The following is a 15,273-nucleotide window of genomic DNA, read 5'->3' as shown; positions in this document are numbered from 1 at the left end:
TCGCTCCTCAGTTCGGACATGGCACGCTCAGCGGGTCACTGACGCAGGCGTCGGTCGCCGCGTCGTTCCCGAGGGGGTTCCCAAGTCATGTCCGTGCTGGCCAGATTGAGCCTGCGCAACCGAAGCCTGATCGGCCTGCTCGCGCTCGTCATCGTCGGCTTCGGTGCCTTCGCGCTGCCGCAGATCAAGCAGCAGCTGTTCCCGTCGCTGCAGTTCCCGCAGGCGCAGATCGTCACCGCGTACGCGGGCGCGTCCCCGGACGCGGTCGACAAGCAGGTCACCGAGCCCCTCGAAGGCGGGCTCCAGGGGCTGAAGGGCCTCAAGGAGCTGGATTCGACGTCTTCCGACGGCGTGTCCCGGGTCGTCGCGCAGTTCGAGTTCGGGACCGACGTCGACGCCGCCGTCTCGCAGATCCAGCAGGCGGTGAACCAGGTCCGGACCCGGCTGCCGCAGAACTCCGAGCCTGCCGTGTCCGCGGGCAGCACCGACGACCTGCCGGTCGTGCTGGTCGCCGCCGGCACCGCCGGGGACCCGCAGCAGCTGGCCCCCGCGCTGACCGACCAGGTCGCGCCGGAGCTGCGCAAGATCGACGGCGTCCGCACGGTCACCGTCACCGGCGTGCAGCAGCCGCGGCTCACGATCACCCTCGACTACGCGAAGCTGGCCGCCGCGGGCGTCGACCCGACGTCGATCGCCACCGCGCTGCAGACCGCGGGCGCGGCCGTGCCGGCCGGGACGCTCACCGAAGGCGGCAAGACGCTGTCGGTCCAGGTCGGCGGCGCGCAGACCACTGTGGACACGATCCGCAACCTCTACCTCACGCCCAGCGCCGCGGCCGGGGCCTCCCGCGCGGGCGCTCCGGCGCGCGGGCCGGTGAAGCTCGGTGACGTCGCCGACGTCCAGACCGGGTTCGCCCCGCCGACGTCGATCACGCGCACCAACGGCAAGCCGAGCCTCGGCCTCTCGATCACCATGGTGGACAACGGGAACGCCGTCGCGATCTCCGACGCGGTGCGCGACAAGCTGCCCGACCTGGCGAAGAAGACCGGCTCCGAGATGAGCGTCGTGTTCGACCAGGGCACGCCGGTGAAGGACGCGATCAGCGGCCTGACCACCGAAGGCCTGCTGGGCCTGGCGTTCGCCGTCATCGTCATCCTGCTGTTCCTGCTGTCGGTGCGCTCGACGCTGGTGACCGCGGTCTCGATCCCGCTGTCGGTGGTCGTCGCGTTGCTGGCGCTGTGGACCGGCGACCTGTCGCTCAACCTGCTCACCCTCGGCGCGCTGACCATCGCGATCGGCCGGGTGGTCGACGACTCGATCGTGGTGCTGGAGAACATCAAACGCCACCTCGCGTACGGCGAGGAGAAGCAGCGGGCCGTGCTCGACGGCGTCCGCGAGGTGGCCGGCGCGGTGACGTCGTCCACGCTGACGACCGTCGCGGTGTTCCTGCCGATCGCGTTCGTCGGCGGGTTCGTCGGGGAGCTGTTCTCGCCGTTCGCGATCACCGTGACGGTGGCGCTGCTGGCGTCGCTGCTCGTGTCGCTGACCGTGGTCCCGGTGCTCGCGTACTGGTTCCTCAAGCAGCCGGAGGTGCCCGCGGACGCCATCGAGGCCGAGCGGGCGCGCGAAGCCGCCGTCGAGAAGGAGCGCCGCGGCCTGCTGCAGCGCGCCTACCTGCCGGTAATCCGGTTCGCCACCAAGCGGCGGCTCACCGTCGTCCTGCTGGCGCTGCTGATCTTCGCCGGCACCGTCGGGCTCGCGACGCGCCTGAACACCAACTTCCTCGACCAGTCCGGCGGCACCACGCTGAACATGACGCAAAAGCTGCCCGCGGGCACCAGCGTCGAGGCCAAGGAGAAGGCCGCTACGGCGGTCGAGCAGGCCCTGGCGGCCGAGAAGTCCGTGCAGACCTACCAGGTCAGCGTCGGCGGAGGTGGCGCTTTCGGCGGCTTCGGCGGCGGCGGCACGTCGACCAGCATCTCCGTCACCGTCGCGAAGGACACCGACCTCGACGCGCTGTCGAGCCGGCTGCGCGACAAGCTGACGTCGCGGCCCGAGCTGGGCGAGATCAAGATCGGCGCCGACGCCTCCGGGTTCAACTCCGACCAGGTCTCGGTCACCGTGACCGCGCCGTCGGAAGCGGCGCTGAAGCCCGCGTCCGACCAGGTGCAGCAGGCGCTGCAAGGGGTTTCCGGGCTGACCGAGGTGACCAGCGACCTGTCCGTCGGCTCGCCGCGGGTGCAGGTCGAGGTGGACGACGCCGCGGCCGCCGCGCGCGGGCTGTCGGCGAGCACCATCGGCCAGGTCGCCAACCAGGCGATCGCCGGGCGCACGGTGACACAGCTCCCGGTCGACGGGCAGCGCACGGACGTCGTGCTCCGCGCCGGCACCGCGCCGGTGTCCGTGGACCAGGTCAAGGGCCTGCCGATCCCCGGTCCGGCCGGCGTCGTCCGGCTGGACGAGGTCGCGAAGGTGTCCACTGTGGACGGCCCGGCGTCGGTGCACCGCACCGGCGGCGACCTCAGCACCACCGTCACGGCGAAGAACACCGGGGACAACCTGAGCAAGACGACCGCGGCCATCCAGTCCAAGCTGGACGGAATCACGTTCGCCGGCGGCGCGTCGTACTCGCTCGGCGGCGTGAGCCAGGACCAGCAGGAGGCGTTCTCGAACCTCTTCCTGGCGCTGCTCGCGGCCATCGCGATCGTGTTCCTGATCATGGTGGCGACGTTCCGCAGCCTGATCCAGCCGCTGATCCTGCTGGTGTCGATCCCGTTCGCGGCGACCGGCGCGATCGGGCTGCTGCTGGCCACCGGCACCGCGCTCGGCCTGCCGTCGCTGATCGGCATGCTGATGCTCGTCGGCATCGTCGTGACCAACGCGATCGTGCTGATCGACCTGATCAACCAGTACCGCGCCGAAGGGATGAGCGTCGCCGACGCCGTCACCGAAGGCGGCCGGCGCCGGCTGCGGCCGATCCTGATGACCGCGGCGGCGACGATCTTCGCGCTGGTCCCGATGGCGCTGGGCATCACCGGCCAGGGCGGGTTCATCGGCCAGCCCCTGGCGATCGTGGTGATCGGCGGCCTGGTCAGCTCGACGCTGCTGACGCTGGTGCTGGTCCCGACCCTCTACACGATGGTCGAGACCCGCAAGGAGCGCCGCCACGCGCGCCGCGAAGCCCGCCGGCACCCGGTCGAGGCCCCGGAGTCGGAGTCCCTGGACCCCGCCCCCACCGCCTGACCCGCGCACACAGATGGACGACACGCCGCACCCGGCTCGCGGGTGCGGCGTGTCGTCCGTTCGGGCTCGCGCAAAGCCGTAGCCGGACGAAGCATCGCCCCCGTGATCAGAACGCCGACTCGCGTGATCCGAGGGTCGACTCGCGTGATCCGAGGGTCGACACGGCGAGGCTCGACCAGCTTCGGCGTGTCGTCCGTCTGATCACGCGTGTCGACTCCTCAATCACGCGAGTCGACCCTTCGATCACACGGCTACTGCTTGAAGCGGTAGGTCATGCTGTCGAAGACGATGCAGATGCTCGGCGACATCACGATCACCCGCAGGGTGTTGTCCCGCTCGTCGAAGTCGAGGCCCTCGACCTCGAAGGTCCCGCTGCAGCCGCTGCGCAGTGGCAGCTGGCCGAGCGAGGTGACGTGGCCGGCGACGTCCGAGCCGGTCGGCGGCCCGGCGAGGTCGACCTGCAACAGCGGCTTGGTCGTGCCGAAGAGGCTGCCGTCCGGGTCGTCGGACGAGCAGAGCAGCCGGGTCGCGGTCTGGAAGTCGCAGCCCTGGACGTCGCGGACCGGGTGGTCGAGCCGGATCGTCCCGGCCAGGGGCAGGTTCTGCGCGGGGGTCGTGAACACCGCGCCGGGCATCGGGTGGACCAGGAGCCGGTCCATCGTGCCGTACTCGCCCTCGACCAGCCAGCGCGCGTCGGGCGAGACGGCGGCGAACGAGTTGTTGTTCGCCTCCCACGACTCGAGGCTGTGCTTGTAGTTCGCCCACGAGCCGTCCGGTGCCTGGACGCGGTAGAGCTTCCCGCCCCGGTCGTCGCGCTGGTAGGGCTCGACGTACCAGCCCTGCGCCGACCCGGGGTCGCCGACGTGGTTCCAGCCCTGGGAGTTCAGGTCGGCCGGGATGGTGCTGAGCCCGGTGTAGCGGATGGTGGTGCCCGACGGCCGCACGATCGTCGCGAGCCCCTGGCTCTCGTCGAGGGCGCGGGCCTGGTCCTTGCCGACCTCGGTCCAGCCGGTGACGGCCTGCGCCAGCGCGGGCGCGAACACGGTGAGCAGGGCGGCTACGGCGACGATGATCCCGGTTCTGCGCATGACGCCTCCGGTGGGAGTGGGAAACCTGGCGAACCGGATCTACCAGCACTCCCGGGCGTCGCGCACCCGTCTAATGAAGGGTTTTCACGTTTGACCCCGAGATCTGTCCCCTTTTGGACAGCACTGCGGACATGGTTGAACCCCGGCGGACGACGTCAGCCGGGGTTCCGGGCGGCGGATCACTCGCCGGGGCGCAGCCCGTCGAAGATCTCCTTGCAGGCCGGGCAGACCGGCGAACCGGGCTTCGGCGACTTCGTCACCGGGAAGACCTCACCGCACAGCGCCACCACGTGATTGCCCATGACCGCGCTCTCGGCGATCTTGGCCTTCTTCACGTAGTGGAACATCTTCGGTGTGTCGTCGTCGGTGGTCTCCGTGCCCTCGGGCGTGGTTTCCGGCTTCGTCAGCGTCTCGGTGCTCACCCGGCCATTGTGCCCCAGTCCCGCCGAAGCTCGTACGAAAGCCCCTCGACCTGGCAGGATCGGCGGCATGTTCCAGAAGGTGCTCGCGACGTTCGGCTCGGGCGGAGCGAAGATCGACGCCCGCCTGCTCGACCGCACGGCCGCCCCCGGCCGCCCGTTGCACGGCGAGGTCCTGCTGCTCGGCGGCGAGGTCGACCAGGAGATCAACGCGCTGGGCGTGACGCTGCTGGCCCGCGTCCAGGTCACCGGCGAGGACAAGACCGAAGACCTCCCGTTCGGTGCGCAGCAGCTCGTCGGCCGCGAGACCATCCGCGCCGGCCAGCAGGTGCGCGTGCCGTTCGAGATCCCGCTGCCCTGGGAGACGCCGGTCACGAGCGTCTTCGGCAAGCCCCTGGCAGGGACGGCGGTCGGCGTGCGCGCCGAGCTGGACCTCGCGGCTGCGGTATCCGACCCGTTCGACGCCGACGCCGTCGCGATCGAGCCGCTCCCGGCGCAGAAGCGGGTCCTCGACGCGCTGGGCCGGATCGGTTTTGTCTACCACGAAGCGATCCTGGAGCAGGGCCGGATCAACGGCGCGAACCAGCAGCTCGCCTTCTTCCAGGAGATCCGCTTCGCGCCTTCGCCGCGCTTCGCGAGCGTCTTTTCCCAGGTCGCGGTCACGTTCCTGACGTCGTCGGAGCGCACCGACGTCATCCTGGAGGTCACCAAGCGGGTCCGGGTGAGCAAGACCGGCGGCTTCGGCGGCCGCGGCCAGGAGTTCCTCGGCCTGTTCACGATGAAGCCGGACGTCAACTGGGAGAAGCAGCTCGAAGATTGGTTCGACCAGGTGGCGCGGCCGCGCGGGATCTTCGACTAGCCGTGGACTGGCCCGCAGCGATCGCCGCGCTCGGCGGCACGCCGGATGCCTGGCCCCGGCTCGAAAGCCGTTACGGAGAGCCCCATCGCCGTTACCACACGCTCACCCACGCGGCCGCCGTCGCGCGTGACTCCGCCTGGCTGGCCGGCGGTCTCGGCGAGACCGACCGGGCCGTCGTCGCCGTCGCCGCGTGGACGCACGACGTCGTCTACGACGCGAACCCCGGCGAAGACGAGCGCGCGAGCGCGGTTTGGGCCCGGGAAGCGCTGACCGGGGTCGCCGAAGCGCACGTCGAGCGCGTCGAAGGCCTGATCCTCGCCACGATCAAACACGACGCGCCCGCCGACGACCACCTCGCCACCGCGCTGCTCGACGCCGATCTCGCCATCCTCGGCGCGCCCGAAGCGCAGTACGCCGGGTACGCCCAGGCCGTGCGCGAGGAGTACGCGAAGTACCCCGGCGACGTCTGGCGCGAAGGGCGCATCGCCGTCCTCGAAGGCATGCTGTCGCGGACGCTCTACCGCAGCGAAGCCGCGCGGACACGCTGGGCGAGCGCCGCCACGGCGAACCTGACGGCCGAGCTGACCCGCTGGCGCCGGGAGCGACCCGATCACCGATGATGGTTCCTCGTGACCACCCCACTCAACCTGCACGAAGAGGTCGCTTCCGCGCTGCGTGACGGGCACCCCGTCGTCGCGCTGGAGAGCACCATCCTGTCCCACGGCCTGCCGCCGGGCCGCAACCTCGACGTCGCCCGGCGCCTCGAGCGCGTGGTGCGCGCCGGCGGCGCCGTCCCGGCCACCATCGCGGTGCTCGACGGGCGGGTCGTCGTCGGCCTCTCCCCCGCCGAGCTGGAGCGCGTCTGCGCGCCGGACGCCGGGCTGGACAAGCTGTCGCTGCGCGACCTCGGCCCGGCCGTCGGCCTCGGCCGCTCGGGCGCGACGACCGTGGCGAGCACGTCGGCGCTGGCCGCCGCGGCCGGGATCGGGATGTTCGCCACCGGCGGCCTGGGCGGGGTGCACGTCGGCGCCGCGCAGAGCTGGGACGTCTCGGCGGACCTCGGCGTGCTCGCGAAGGTGCCGACCGTGGTCGTCTGCTCCGGCGTGAAGTCGGTGCTCGACATCCCGGCGACCCTGGAGGTGCTGGAGACGAACTCGGTGCCGGTGCTGGGGTACCGCACCGACGACTTCCCGGCGTTCTACCTGCGCTCGTCCGGGCACGCCGTGGGCTGGCGGGTGGACGACGCGAAGCAGGCCGCCGCGGTGGTCGCCGCGCACCGCGCGTACGCGGATTCCGGTGTCCTGCTGGCGAACCCGATACCCGAAGTGTCCGAAATGGACAGAGAGCTGCACGACCGGCTGCTCGCCGAGGGCCTGGCGCTGGTGGCCGAGCGGGGCGTGCACGGCGCCGAGGTCACGCCGGTGCTGCTGGAGCACTTCCACACCGCGAGCGGCGGGGTGAGCATCGACGCGAACGAGGCGCTGGTGCTGAACAACGCGAAGCTGGCGACCGCGGTCGCGGTGGCGCTGGCATGACCGGCATCGTGGTGGTCGGCGACGCGGCCCTCGACGTGATCGCGCGGCACGACAAGCCGTTGCCGCACGGCGGCGACGCCCGCGCGAAGATCCGGTTCACCGGCGGCGGCTCGGGCGCCAACACGGCGCTGTGGCTGCGTTCGCTGGACGCGGACACGACGCTGCTCGCGCGCATCGGCGACGACCCGGGCGGCCGGCTGATCAAGGCCGAGCTGGAGGCCGCGGGCGTGCGCTGCGCGTTCGCGGTCGACGCCGAGGCGCCGACGTGCTGCGTCGTGGTGATGGTCGACGCCACCGGACAACGGAGCATGCTCGCCGACCGCGGCGCCAACCAGCGCTTCGCGCCCGAGGACGTCACGCCGGAGGCGCTGGCCGGAGCGGGGCACCTGCACCTGTCCGGGTACGTGCTGCTCGACCCGCCGTCGCGGGCCGCGGGTCTCGCGTCGCTGGCGCTGGCCCGCGAGCTGGGCCTGACGACGTCGGTGGACCCGCAGGCGGCGGCGCACATCACCGACCCGGCGGCGTTCCTCGACGACGTCCGCGGCGTCGATCTGCTGATGCCGAACACCGAGGAGCTGGTCGCGCTGACCGGGTCCGCGGATCCGGCGTCGGCGAAGGAGCTGCTCGCCGCGGTCGGCGCGGTGGTGGTCACCGCCGGCCTGAACGGCGCGAGCTGGGTCGACGACAGCGGCGTCACGAGCGTGCCCGCGATCGAGGCCGACTGCGTGGACTCGACGGGCGCGGGCGACGCGTTCGACGCGGGCGTGCTCACCGGCTGGCTGGCCGGGGAGTCCACAGTGGACATCCTGCGCCACGGGACGCGGCTCGGCGCGCTCGCCGTCGGGAAGGTGGGCCCGCAACCCGGCTAACCGTCGATGACGCGGTGGGTGGTGTGCTCGATCGCCGTCGGCTCGGCCTGGAAGCGGTTGACCTTCTCGGTCTTGCGCGGCGGGCTGTCGTTGGCGATCAGCACCGCGATCCACGGCAGCGGCACCGAGATCGCGAGGAACCCGAGCGCCAGCCACCACACGTGGTAGGTCAGCCCGGCGAGGATCAGACACGGGATGCGGCACGCCATCATGATGACGTACTTGCGCTTGCGAGCCCTGAACTGCTCTTCGTACGACGGGGCCGCCCCGGTGATCAGCACCGGGTCCGAGTCGTTGGCGGGCATGGTCACTGCACCACCTCCGCTCTCCATCGTCTCACCAGTGCGGCTCATGCGACACCGGGGTGGGCCAAGCGGCTCAACGCCGCGGAGACGAGCGTCTCGATGCCCGTGCGCAGGGTCGGGTGCAGCACCGGGGCGAACCGCGGCGAGTGGTTGGACGGGATGTCGCGCTCGAAGCGGCCTTCGGTCATCGCCGTGATCACCGTCTCCGGGTCGAACCCGCCGACCAGCCAGAACACCGACGGCGCGCCGGCCGCGCGGCCGAACTCGCTGAAGTCCTCACTGCCGGTGATCAGCGGCGCCGGCATGGTCACCTCGGGGCCGAAGTGGGCGAGGAAGACCTCGGCGAGCGTGTTGTTGGCCGCCTCGTCGTTCTCCGTGATCGGGTAGGAGCCGTACCGGACGATCTCGGGCGGCTTCGGCGCGCCGGCCGTGGCGGCCTCGCCGTTGACGATCCGTTCCACCGCGGCCAGCACGCGCTCGCGGACCGCTTGGTCGAACGACCGGACGTTGACCTCCAGGACGGCGTCGTCGGCGATCACGTTGCTCGCGGTGCCCACGTGCAGCGAGCCGACGGTGACGACGGCCGAGTCGGTCGCGGCGATCTCGCGCGAGACGATCGTCTGCAGCTTGAGCACGACGGACGCGGCCAGCACGGCCGGGTCGACGGTCGTCTCGGGGCGCGAACCGTGGCCGCCGCGGCCGTGCAGGGTGATCCGCAGGGTGTCGGTGGCGGCCATGATCACGCCGGGGCGGGTGAGCACCCAGCCCGCCGGGCCCGGCACCAGGTGCTGGCCGAACACGACGTCGGGCTTCCCGGCGATGTCGAACAGGCCGTCGCGGACCATCGCCGACGCGCCGCCCGCGCTCTCCTCCCCCGGCTGGAACACCACGAGCAGCGTGCCGGACCAGGCGTCGCGGCCGCGCGCGAGCAGCGTCGCGGCCCCGGACAGCCAGGTGGCGTGCATGTCGTGCCCGCAGGCGTGCATGACCGGGACGTCGGTGCCGTGCTCGTCGGTGCCGCGCTCGGTGCTCGCGTACGACAGCCCGGTCTTCTCCTCGACCGGCAGCGCGTCGATGTCGGCGCGCAGCTGCACCGTGGGGCCCTCGCCGTTGCGCAGCACACCCAGTACCCCGGTGCCGGCGATGCCGGTGTGCACCTCGTAGCCGTCGCGCTCCAGCCGCCGGGCCAGCTCCGCGGCCGTGCGCGTCTCGGCGAAGGAGAGCTCGGGGTGGCGGTGGAGGTCGATGTACAGCGCTTCGAGCTCGGGCAGCGCCGCGTCGAGCGGGGTGAGGACGCGTTCAAGGGTCACGAGGGCCATCGTGGCAGCATTACCCACCGTGAGCACGCGAAGCGTACTGCCCGACCTGTCCGATGACGTCTGCGCGCGGCTGCGCGAGGCCTTCCGGCGCACCTCCTACGACGCCGACGGCGTGGTGGACGCCCTCGGCGGCGCCGCACACGCGGCGCTGGGCCGCGGCGAGCCGGAACCGGCGGACCGGGCGAGCCGGGACGCGGGTGACCTCGGCACGCTGATCCGGCTGTTCCTGCTGGGCGGGACGGAGCCAGAGACCGCGGCCAAGGCCGCGTTCGCGCCGCTGACGCCCGAAGATGCCGTGGCGGCGGGCCTGCTCGACGCCGTCGCCGGCGGCTACCGCGCCGCCCTCGACGTCCGCCCGCACGGCGACGAGGAGGGCTCCTGGTGGGTCGTCTCCGACCTCGACGCCGACGTCCTCGGCGCGACCGTGCCCGAGGACCACGTCCTCGGCGTCGGGCACGCGTCGCTGTCGCTGATCCGCGCGACCACCCGCCGGCCGGTCGGCACCCTGCTCGACCTGGGCACCGGCAACGGCGTCCAGGCGCTGCACGCGACCCGGCACGCCCGGCGCGTCACCGCCACCGACGTCTCCGCGCGGGCCCTCGCGCTGGCCGCCGCGACGTTCCGGGTCAACGAGCTGGACGTCGAGCTGGTCCGCGGCGAGTGGTTCGCGCCGGTCGCGCGGCGGAAGTTCGACCAGGTCGTCTGCAATCCGCCGTTCGTGGTCGGGCCGGCGCGCGTCGACTACACCTACCGCGACTCCGGGCTGGCGGGCGACGACGCGAGCGCGCTCGTCATCCGGCAGCTGCCGGGGTTCCTGAACGACGACGGCGTCGGCCAGCTGCTGGCTTCCTGGCTGCACACCGGCACCGAGGACTGGGCCGACCGGGTGAGCCGCTGGCTGCCCGCCGAGACCGACGCCTGGTTCGTCCAGCGCGACGTCGCCGACCCGGCGCTCTACGTCGGCACGTGGCTGCGGGACGCGGGCATCGACCCGCGCTCGCCCGAAGGCCGGGTGAAGGCGGCGGCGTGGCTTGACTGGTTCGCGGCCAACGACGTCCGGGGCATCGGCTTCGGTTTCGTGACGCTGCGCCGTGCGGCCGGCCGCACGCCGACCGTGGTGTGCGAGGACCTGCGGCAGGCCTACGACGACCCGCTGGGCCCGGAAGCCGCGGGCTGGCTGGACCGCGTCGAATGGCTGCGCAATTCCGGTTCCCTACTCGATGTCCGATTTGTCGTACCCGACACCGTTTTGCTGGAAAGCGTCGAAGAACCAGGCGACGAAGGCTGGACGACGTCGATCCGGCGGCTGCACCGCACCGACGGCCCGGGCTGGCAGCACGAGGTCGACGACCTGGCCGCACGACTGCTCGCGGGCTGCCGCGGCGCGCTGCCGCTGGAGGACCTCATCGAGCTGCTCGCGGCCGCCCAGGGCCGCGAAGCGGACGAGCTGGCCGCCGCCGCGCTGCCCGTCGTCCGGGAGCTCGTGCGGCACGGGATGCTCGTGCCGGCGGGACGATGAGGGCGGTCGCGGCCCGCGTCACCCGGGCGGACGTAACGGTCGAGGGCGCGGTGGTCGGCGCCATCACCGAACCGGGTTTGCTTGTACTGCTGGGAATCCACGTCGGCGACGACGCGGCGAAGGCGGCGACGATGGCGCGCAAATTGCACGAGTTGCGCATCCTGCGTGACGAGGAATCATGCGCCACGGTGAATGCGCCGTTGCTCGTGGTGAGCCAGTTCACGCTCTACGGCGACACGAAGAAAGGGCGCCGGCCGTCGTGGACGCAGGCCGCCCGGCCCGAGGTCGCCGAGCCGTTGGTGGACGCCGTGGTCGCTGACCTGCGCGAGCGCGGCGCGCACGTCGAAACGGGGCGTTTCGGGGCGATGATGGCGGTCTCGAGCGTGAACGACGGTCCGTTCACCGTTCTCGTAGAGGTCTAGACCACTCTGGAGCGGTTCACTTCCTGACCGAATTCTCAAGGTCTTCTCAGGTTTCCCGGACCCTGATCCTTCTCAGGAAAAGCTCAGCATTGGTGGAGCAACCAGAGCGCTCCGGCAGCCGTCTCCTTTTCAGCGAGCCGGGAACGTTTTGGGAACCCGGAGCGTTGTGCCAGATGTCCAGCCAAGCCGGCCGGACCGGCGTACCGGGTTCCACAGGCCTCGGTCCGCGGGTACGCACCCGGCGTGACCCACCGCAGCACGTTCAGCCCGTGACCGGGGAGGCAGAATGTCAGTCCAGACTCTCGAACGCGAGTCGCGCGGGATTCGCGAACGTATTCCGAGCCAGTTCTCCGAGGAGCCGCCGAGCGCGGGGGCGCTCGCCGACGGCGACCTCGACGCCCCGAGCCCGGCCGCCGACCTGGTCCGCGTCTACCTCAACGGTATCGGCAAGACGGCGCTGCTGTCGGCCGCCGACGAGGTGGAGCTCGCGAAGCGCATCGAAGCCGGCGTTTTCGCCCAGCACACGCTGGACACCGGTGAAAACCTCACGTCCAAGCGCCGCACGGAGATGTCCGCCCTGGTGCGCGACGGGCACGTGGCGAAGAACCACCTGCTCGAGGCCAACCTGCGCCTGGTCGTCTCGCTGGCCAAGCGGTACACCGGCCGGGGGATGCCGCTGCTGGACCTGATCCAGGAGGGGAACCTGGGCCTGATCCGCGCGGTGGAGAAGTTCGACTACTCCAAGGGGTTCAAGTTCTCGACCTACGCCACCTGGTGGATCCGGCAGGCCATCACCCGGGGCATGGCCGACCAGGGCCGCACCATCCGCCTCCCGGTCCACCTGGTGGAACAGGTCAACAAGCTCGCCCGCATCAAGCGCGACCTGCACCAGCAGCTCGGGCGGGACGCGACGCACGACGAGCTGGCCGCGGAGTCCGGCATCCCGGCCCACAAGATCTCCGACCTGCTCGACCACTCGCGTGACCCGGTAAGCCTGGACATGCCGGTGGGCGCGGAAGAGGACGCCCCGCTCGGTGACTTCATCGAGGACTCCGAGGCGACCGACGCCGAGAGCGCCGTGATCTCGGGCCTGCTGCAGGACGACCTGCGCCGCGTGCTCGCGACGCTGGACGACCGCGAGCAGCACGTCATCCGGCTGCGCTACGGCCTGGACGACGGCCAGCCCCGCACGCTCGACCAGATCGGCAAGCACTTCGGGCTCTCCCGCGAGCGCGTCCGCCAGATCGAGCGCGAGGTCATGTCCAAGCTCCGCCAGGGCGAGCGCGCGGACCGGCTCCGCGCCTACGCCAGCTGATCCACGCTCTGTCGTCCACCTACTGTTATCCACCTCGGACGGGGCGGGCCGCGCACACTGTGCGTGCCCGCCCCGTTTTCGTGCCCGATTCCGCGATTGTTCCCGCAGTTCAGGGGCACGATCGGAAAATAAGCCACCAAAATGGGGTTTCGGCCCCACATGACGTGGGTAGCAAACCTTCGCAACACCCGTTCGGCCGGATTGACTTATGACCTACGTCACGCCACTGTCGGGTGAAGGCCGGTGGGGTACGGCGACAAGCCTCGCGCCTGGATGTGCACGCATCCGGGCGCTTTCCCCGGGAGGTCGGGTCCGTCGGGGTGGACCCGGCCTCCCGACCCAAACCCCAGGTGCCGGCGTCGCTCAGCTCACGTACCCAGGCAGTCGGCTCGCCTGCTCGGTCGGCCTGCTCCCCGCGCCGGACCGGGTTTTCCACAGCCCCGCCGTGATGTGGACACCCAGGCCCCGGCCAGCGCTTTCCCCGGGTTTCGTCGGGCGCCCCCGATAAGCTGGACAAGGGCACGCCCCCCAGGGAGGGTGGGGGCGCGATTGCGGGCCGTGGGGTGGCCCACAGTGGCCGGATGCCTCTGGGGTGTGGGCGTCACACCTGCGTAAGGTGGACCGATCCGGAGCTGGCAAAGGAGCCTGGCAGTGCCGTCCACCACCACTTTTCAGCACACCGATGTCCTCCCGCTGGGCAAGGACACCATTACCGAGTACCGGCTGGTCACCGACGAAGGCGTCGAGACCTTCGAAGCCGCCGGGCGGAAGTTCCTGAAGGTCGACCCCGCGGTGCTGACCACCCTGGCGCGCACGGCCATCACCGACATCCAGCACCTGTTGCGCACGTCACACCTGACGCAGCTGCGCGCGATCGTCGACGACCCCGAGGCGAGCGGCAACGACCGCTTCGTCGCCATGGACCTGCTCCGCAACGCCGCCATCTCGGCCGGCGGCGTGCTGCCCATGTGCCAGGACACCGGTACCGCGATCGTCATCGGCAAGCGCGGCGAAGGCGTCCTCACCGGCGGTGACGACGAGCGCGCGCTCTCGCAGGGCATCTTCGACGCCTATCAGCAGCTCAACCTGCGGTACTCGCAGATGGCGCCGGTCAGCTTCTGGGACGAGCGCAACACGGGCACGAACCTCCCGGCGCAGGTCGAGCTCTACCACAAGGACGGCCAGGACGACCCGGCCTACGAGTTCCTCTTCATGGCCAAGGGCGGCGGCAGCGCCAACAAGACGTTCCTCTACCAGGAAACGAAAGCCGTCCTGAACCCGAAGCGGCTCGCCCGCTTCCTCGACGAGAAGCTGCGCGGCCTCGGCACCGCGGCCTGCCCGCCGTACCACCTCGCGATCGTCGTCGGCGGCATGTCCGCCGAGTTCAACCTGAAGGTCGCGAAGCTCGCCTCCGCGCGCTACCTCGACACCCTCCCGCAGGAGGGCTCCGAGCTCGGCCACGCCTTCCGCGACCCGAGCCTCGAGCAGCAGGTCCTCGAGATGACGCGCCAGTTCGGCATCGGCGCGCAGTTCGGCGGGAAGTACTTCTGCCACGACGTCCGCGTCATCCGGCTCCCCCGCCACGGCGCCTCGTGCCCGGTCGGCATCGCCGTCTCCTGCTCGGCCGACCGGCAGGCCAAGGCCAAGATCACCGCGGACGGCGTGTTCATCGAGCAGCTCGAACGCGACCCGGCCCGCTTCCTGCCCGAGGTCACCGAGGAGGACCTCTCCGACGACGTCGTGTCCGTCGACCTCAACCGGCCGATGGACCAGATTCGCGCGCAGCTCTCGCAGCTGCCGGTGAAGACGCGGCTTTCGCTGTCCGGGCCGCTGGTCGTCGCCCGCGACATCGCGCACGCGAAGATCGCCGAACGCCTCGACGCCGGCGAGGAGATGCCGGAGTACCTCAAGAACCACCCGGTGTACTACGCGGGCCCGGCGAAGACGCCGGAGGGCTACGCGTCCGGCTCGTTCGGGCCGACGACGGCCGGGCGGATGGACTCCTACGTCGCGCAGTTCCAGGCCGCGGGCGGCTCACTCGTCATGCTGGCCAAGGGAAACCGCTCGAAGCAGGTGACGTCGGCGTGCGAGGAGCACGGCGGTTTCTACCTCGGTTCGATCGGCGGCCCGGCCGCGCGGCTGGCGCAGGACTGCATCAAGAAGGTCGACGTCCTCGAGTACGCCGAGCTCGGCATGGAAGCCGTCTGGAAGATCGAGGTCGAGGACTTCCCCGCGTTCATCGTGATCGACGACAAGGGCAACGACTTCTTCGCCAGCACCGGCGATCCGGTGCTGCAGATCAGCTTCCGCTGACCCGGTAGCGCCCGCAACGCACACGAAGCCCCTCCGGCCGTCCACAGTGGCCGGAGGGGCTTCGTCG

13 protein-coding genes are annotated in these 15,273 nt (G+C 71.2%); 9 read left to right on the top strand and 4 right to left on the bottom strand.

Annotation, left to right across the window (positions count from 1 at the left end; translation table 11 throughout):
- Positions 1-87 precede the first annotated feature (87 nt).
- On the top strand, positions 88-3,243 hold the full coding sequence (locus tag ACLJQZ_RS13775) for an efflux RND transporter permease subunit (protein WP_410620391.1): 3,156 nt from the start codon (positions 88-90) through the stop codon (positions 3,241-3,243).
- Between the two features lie 251 nt (positions 3,244-3,494).
- On the opposite strand, the gene ACLJQZ_RS13770 is transcribed toward ACLJQZ_RS13775, so the two are convergent.
- Together ACLJQZ_RS13770 and ACLJQZ_RS13765 are read right to left on the bottom strand one after the other, a co-directional pair.
- The gene (locus tag ACLJQZ_RS13770; protein WP_410620390.1) at positions 3,495-4,331 is read right to left on the bottom strand and encodes a hypothetical protein; all 837 of its coding nucleotides are present in this window, start codon (positions 4,329-4,331) and stop codon (positions 3,495-3,497) included.
- A gap of 179 nt (positions 4,332-4,510) precedes the next feature.
- Complete coding sequence (locus tag ACLJQZ_RS13765) at positions 4,511-4,753, bottom strand: DUF3039 domain-containing protein (RefSeq protein WP_410620389.1); 243 nt, start codon at positions 4,751-4,753, stop codon at positions 4,511-4,513.
- Between the two features lie 67 nt (positions 4,754-4,820).
- Between ACLJQZ_RS13765 and ACLJQZ_RS13760 the strand changes: the two genes are divergently transcribed.
- Genes ACLJQZ_RS13760 through ACLJQZ_RS13745 form a run of 4 tightly spaced genes read left to right on the top strand, consistent with a single transcriptional unit; the run spans position 4,821 to position 8,013 of the window.
- A complete protein-coding gene (locus ACLJQZ_RS13760) occupies positions 4,821-5,609 on the top strand; it encodes a sporulation protein (RefSeq protein WP_410620388.1) in 789 nt (262 codons plus the stop codon).
- Between the two features lie 2 nt (positions 5,610-5,611).
- On the top strand, positions 5,612-6,229 hold the full coding sequence (locus ACLJQZ_RS13755) for an HD domain-containing protein (protein ID WP_410620387.1): 618 nt from the start codon (positions 5,612-5,614) through the stop codon (positions 6,227-6,229).
- A gap of 9 nt (positions 6,230-6,238) precedes the next feature.
- The gene (locus ACLJQZ_RS13750; protein ID WP_410620386.1) at positions 6,239-7,144 is read left to right on the top strand and encodes a pseudouridine-5'-phosphate glycosidase; all 906 of its coding nucleotides are present in this window, start codon (positions 6,239-6,241) and stop codon (positions 7,142-7,144) included.
- Positions 7,141-8,013, top strand: coding sequence for a carbohydrate kinase family protein (locus tag ACLJQZ_RS13745; RefSeq protein ID WP_410620385.1), 873 nt, complete (start codon positions 7,141-7,143; stop codon positions 8,011-8,013). The genes ACLJQZ_RS13750 and ACLJQZ_RS13745 overlap by 4 nt, the downstream gene beginning before the upstream one ends.
- Here ACLJQZ_RS13745 and ACLJQZ_RS13740 read toward each other — a convergent pair.
- Together ACLJQZ_RS13740 and ACLJQZ_RS13735 are read right to left on the bottom strand one after the other, a co-directional pair.
- Positions 8,010-8,345: a DUF3099 domain-containing protein gene (locus ACLJQZ_RS13740; RefSeq protein ID WP_410620432.1), complete on the bottom strand. Its 336-nt coding sequence runs from the start codon at positions 8,343-8,345 to the stop codon at positions 8,010-8,012. The two genes, ACLJQZ_RS13745 and ACLJQZ_RS13740, sit on opposite strands and share 4 nt — an antisense overlap.
- Positions 8,346-8,362: 17 nt before the next feature.
- Entirely contained in the window at positions 8,363-9,628 is a 1,266-nt protein-coding gene (locus ACLJQZ_RS13735) for an amidohydrolase (RefSeq protein WP_410620384.1), read from the bottom strand.
- Positions 9,629-9,656: 28 nt separating this feature from the next.
- Here ACLJQZ_RS13735 and ACLJQZ_RS13730 point away from each other — a divergent pair, with 28 nt between their 5' ends.
- The 4 genes from ACLJQZ_RS13730 (at position 9,657) to ACLJQZ_RS13715 (ending at position 15,206) form a co-directional block, all read left to right on the top strand.
- Positions 9,657-11,156 carry a methyltransferase gene (locus ACLJQZ_RS13730; protein ID WP_410620383.1) on the top strand — a complete coding sequence of 500 codons (1,500 nt, stop codon included), beginning with the start codon at positions 9,657-9,659 and terminating at the stop codon, positions 11,154-11,156.
- Complete coding sequence (gene dtd / locus ACLJQZ_RS13725) at positions 11,153-11,578, top strand: D-aminoacyl-tRNA deacylase (RefSeq protein ID WP_410620382.1); 426 nt, start codon at positions 11,153-11,155, stop codon at positions 11,576-11,578. Before ACLJQZ_RS13730 ends, dtd begins: the two co-directional genes overlap by 4 nt.
- Positions 11,579-11,864: 286 nt before the next feature.
- Positions 11,865-12,893, top strand: coding sequence for a sigma-70 family RNA polymerase sigma factor (locus ACLJQZ_RS13720; protein ID WP_410620381.1), 1,029 nt, complete (start codon positions 11,865-11,867; stop codon positions 12,891-12,893).
- Positions 12,894-13,544: 651 nt separating this feature from the next.
- On the top strand, positions 13,545-15,206 hold the full coding sequence (locus ACLJQZ_RS13715) for a fumarate hydratase (RefSeq protein ID WP_410620380.1): 1,662 nt from the start codon (positions 13,545-13,547) through the stop codon (positions 15,204-15,206).
- The last annotated feature ends 67 nt before the right edge of the window (positions 15,207-15,273 follow it).

This window comes from Amycolatopsis sp. cmx-8-4 (genome assembly GCF_046548675.1).
Classification (GTDB): Bacteria; Actinomycetota; Actinomycetes; order Mycobacteriales; family Pseudonocardiaceae; genus Amycolatopsis.
Note: the sequence above shows the minus strand (reverse complement) of the source record. Positions and strands in the feature narration are given on the sequence as shown.

Excerpts from the sequence above, each read along its gene's own strand:
- ACLJQZ_RS13775 (WP_410620391.1), top strand. The coding sequence starts at position 88 with ATGTCCGTGCTGGCCAGATTGAGCCTGCGCAACCGAAGCCTGATCGGC.
- ACLJQZ_RS13770 (WP_410620390.1), bottom strand. The coding sequence starts at position 4,331 with ATGCGCAGAACCGGGATCATCGTCGCCGTAGCCGCCCTGCTCACCGTG.
- ACLJQZ_RS13760 (WP_410620388.1), top strand. The coding sequence starts at position 4,821 with ATGTTCCAGAAGGTGCTCGCGACGTTCGGCTCGGGCGGAGCGAAGATC.
- ACLJQZ_RS13745 (WP_410620385.1), top strand. The coding sequence starts at position 7,141 with ATGACCGGCATCGTGGTGGTCGGCGACGCGGCCCTCGACGTGATCGCG.
- ACLJQZ_RS13740 (WP_410620432.1), bottom strand. The coding sequence starts at position 8,345 with ATGGAGAGCGGAGGTGGTGCAGTGACCATGCCCGCCAACGACTCGGAC.
- dtd (WP_410620382.1), top strand. The coding sequence starts at position 11,153 with ATGAGGGCGGTCGCGGCCCGCGTCACCCGGGCGGACGTAACGGTCGAG.
- ACLJQZ_RS13720 (WP_410620381.1), top strand. The coding sequence starts at position 11,865 with ATGTCAGTCCAGACTCTCGAACGCGAGTCGCGCGGGATTCGCGAACGT.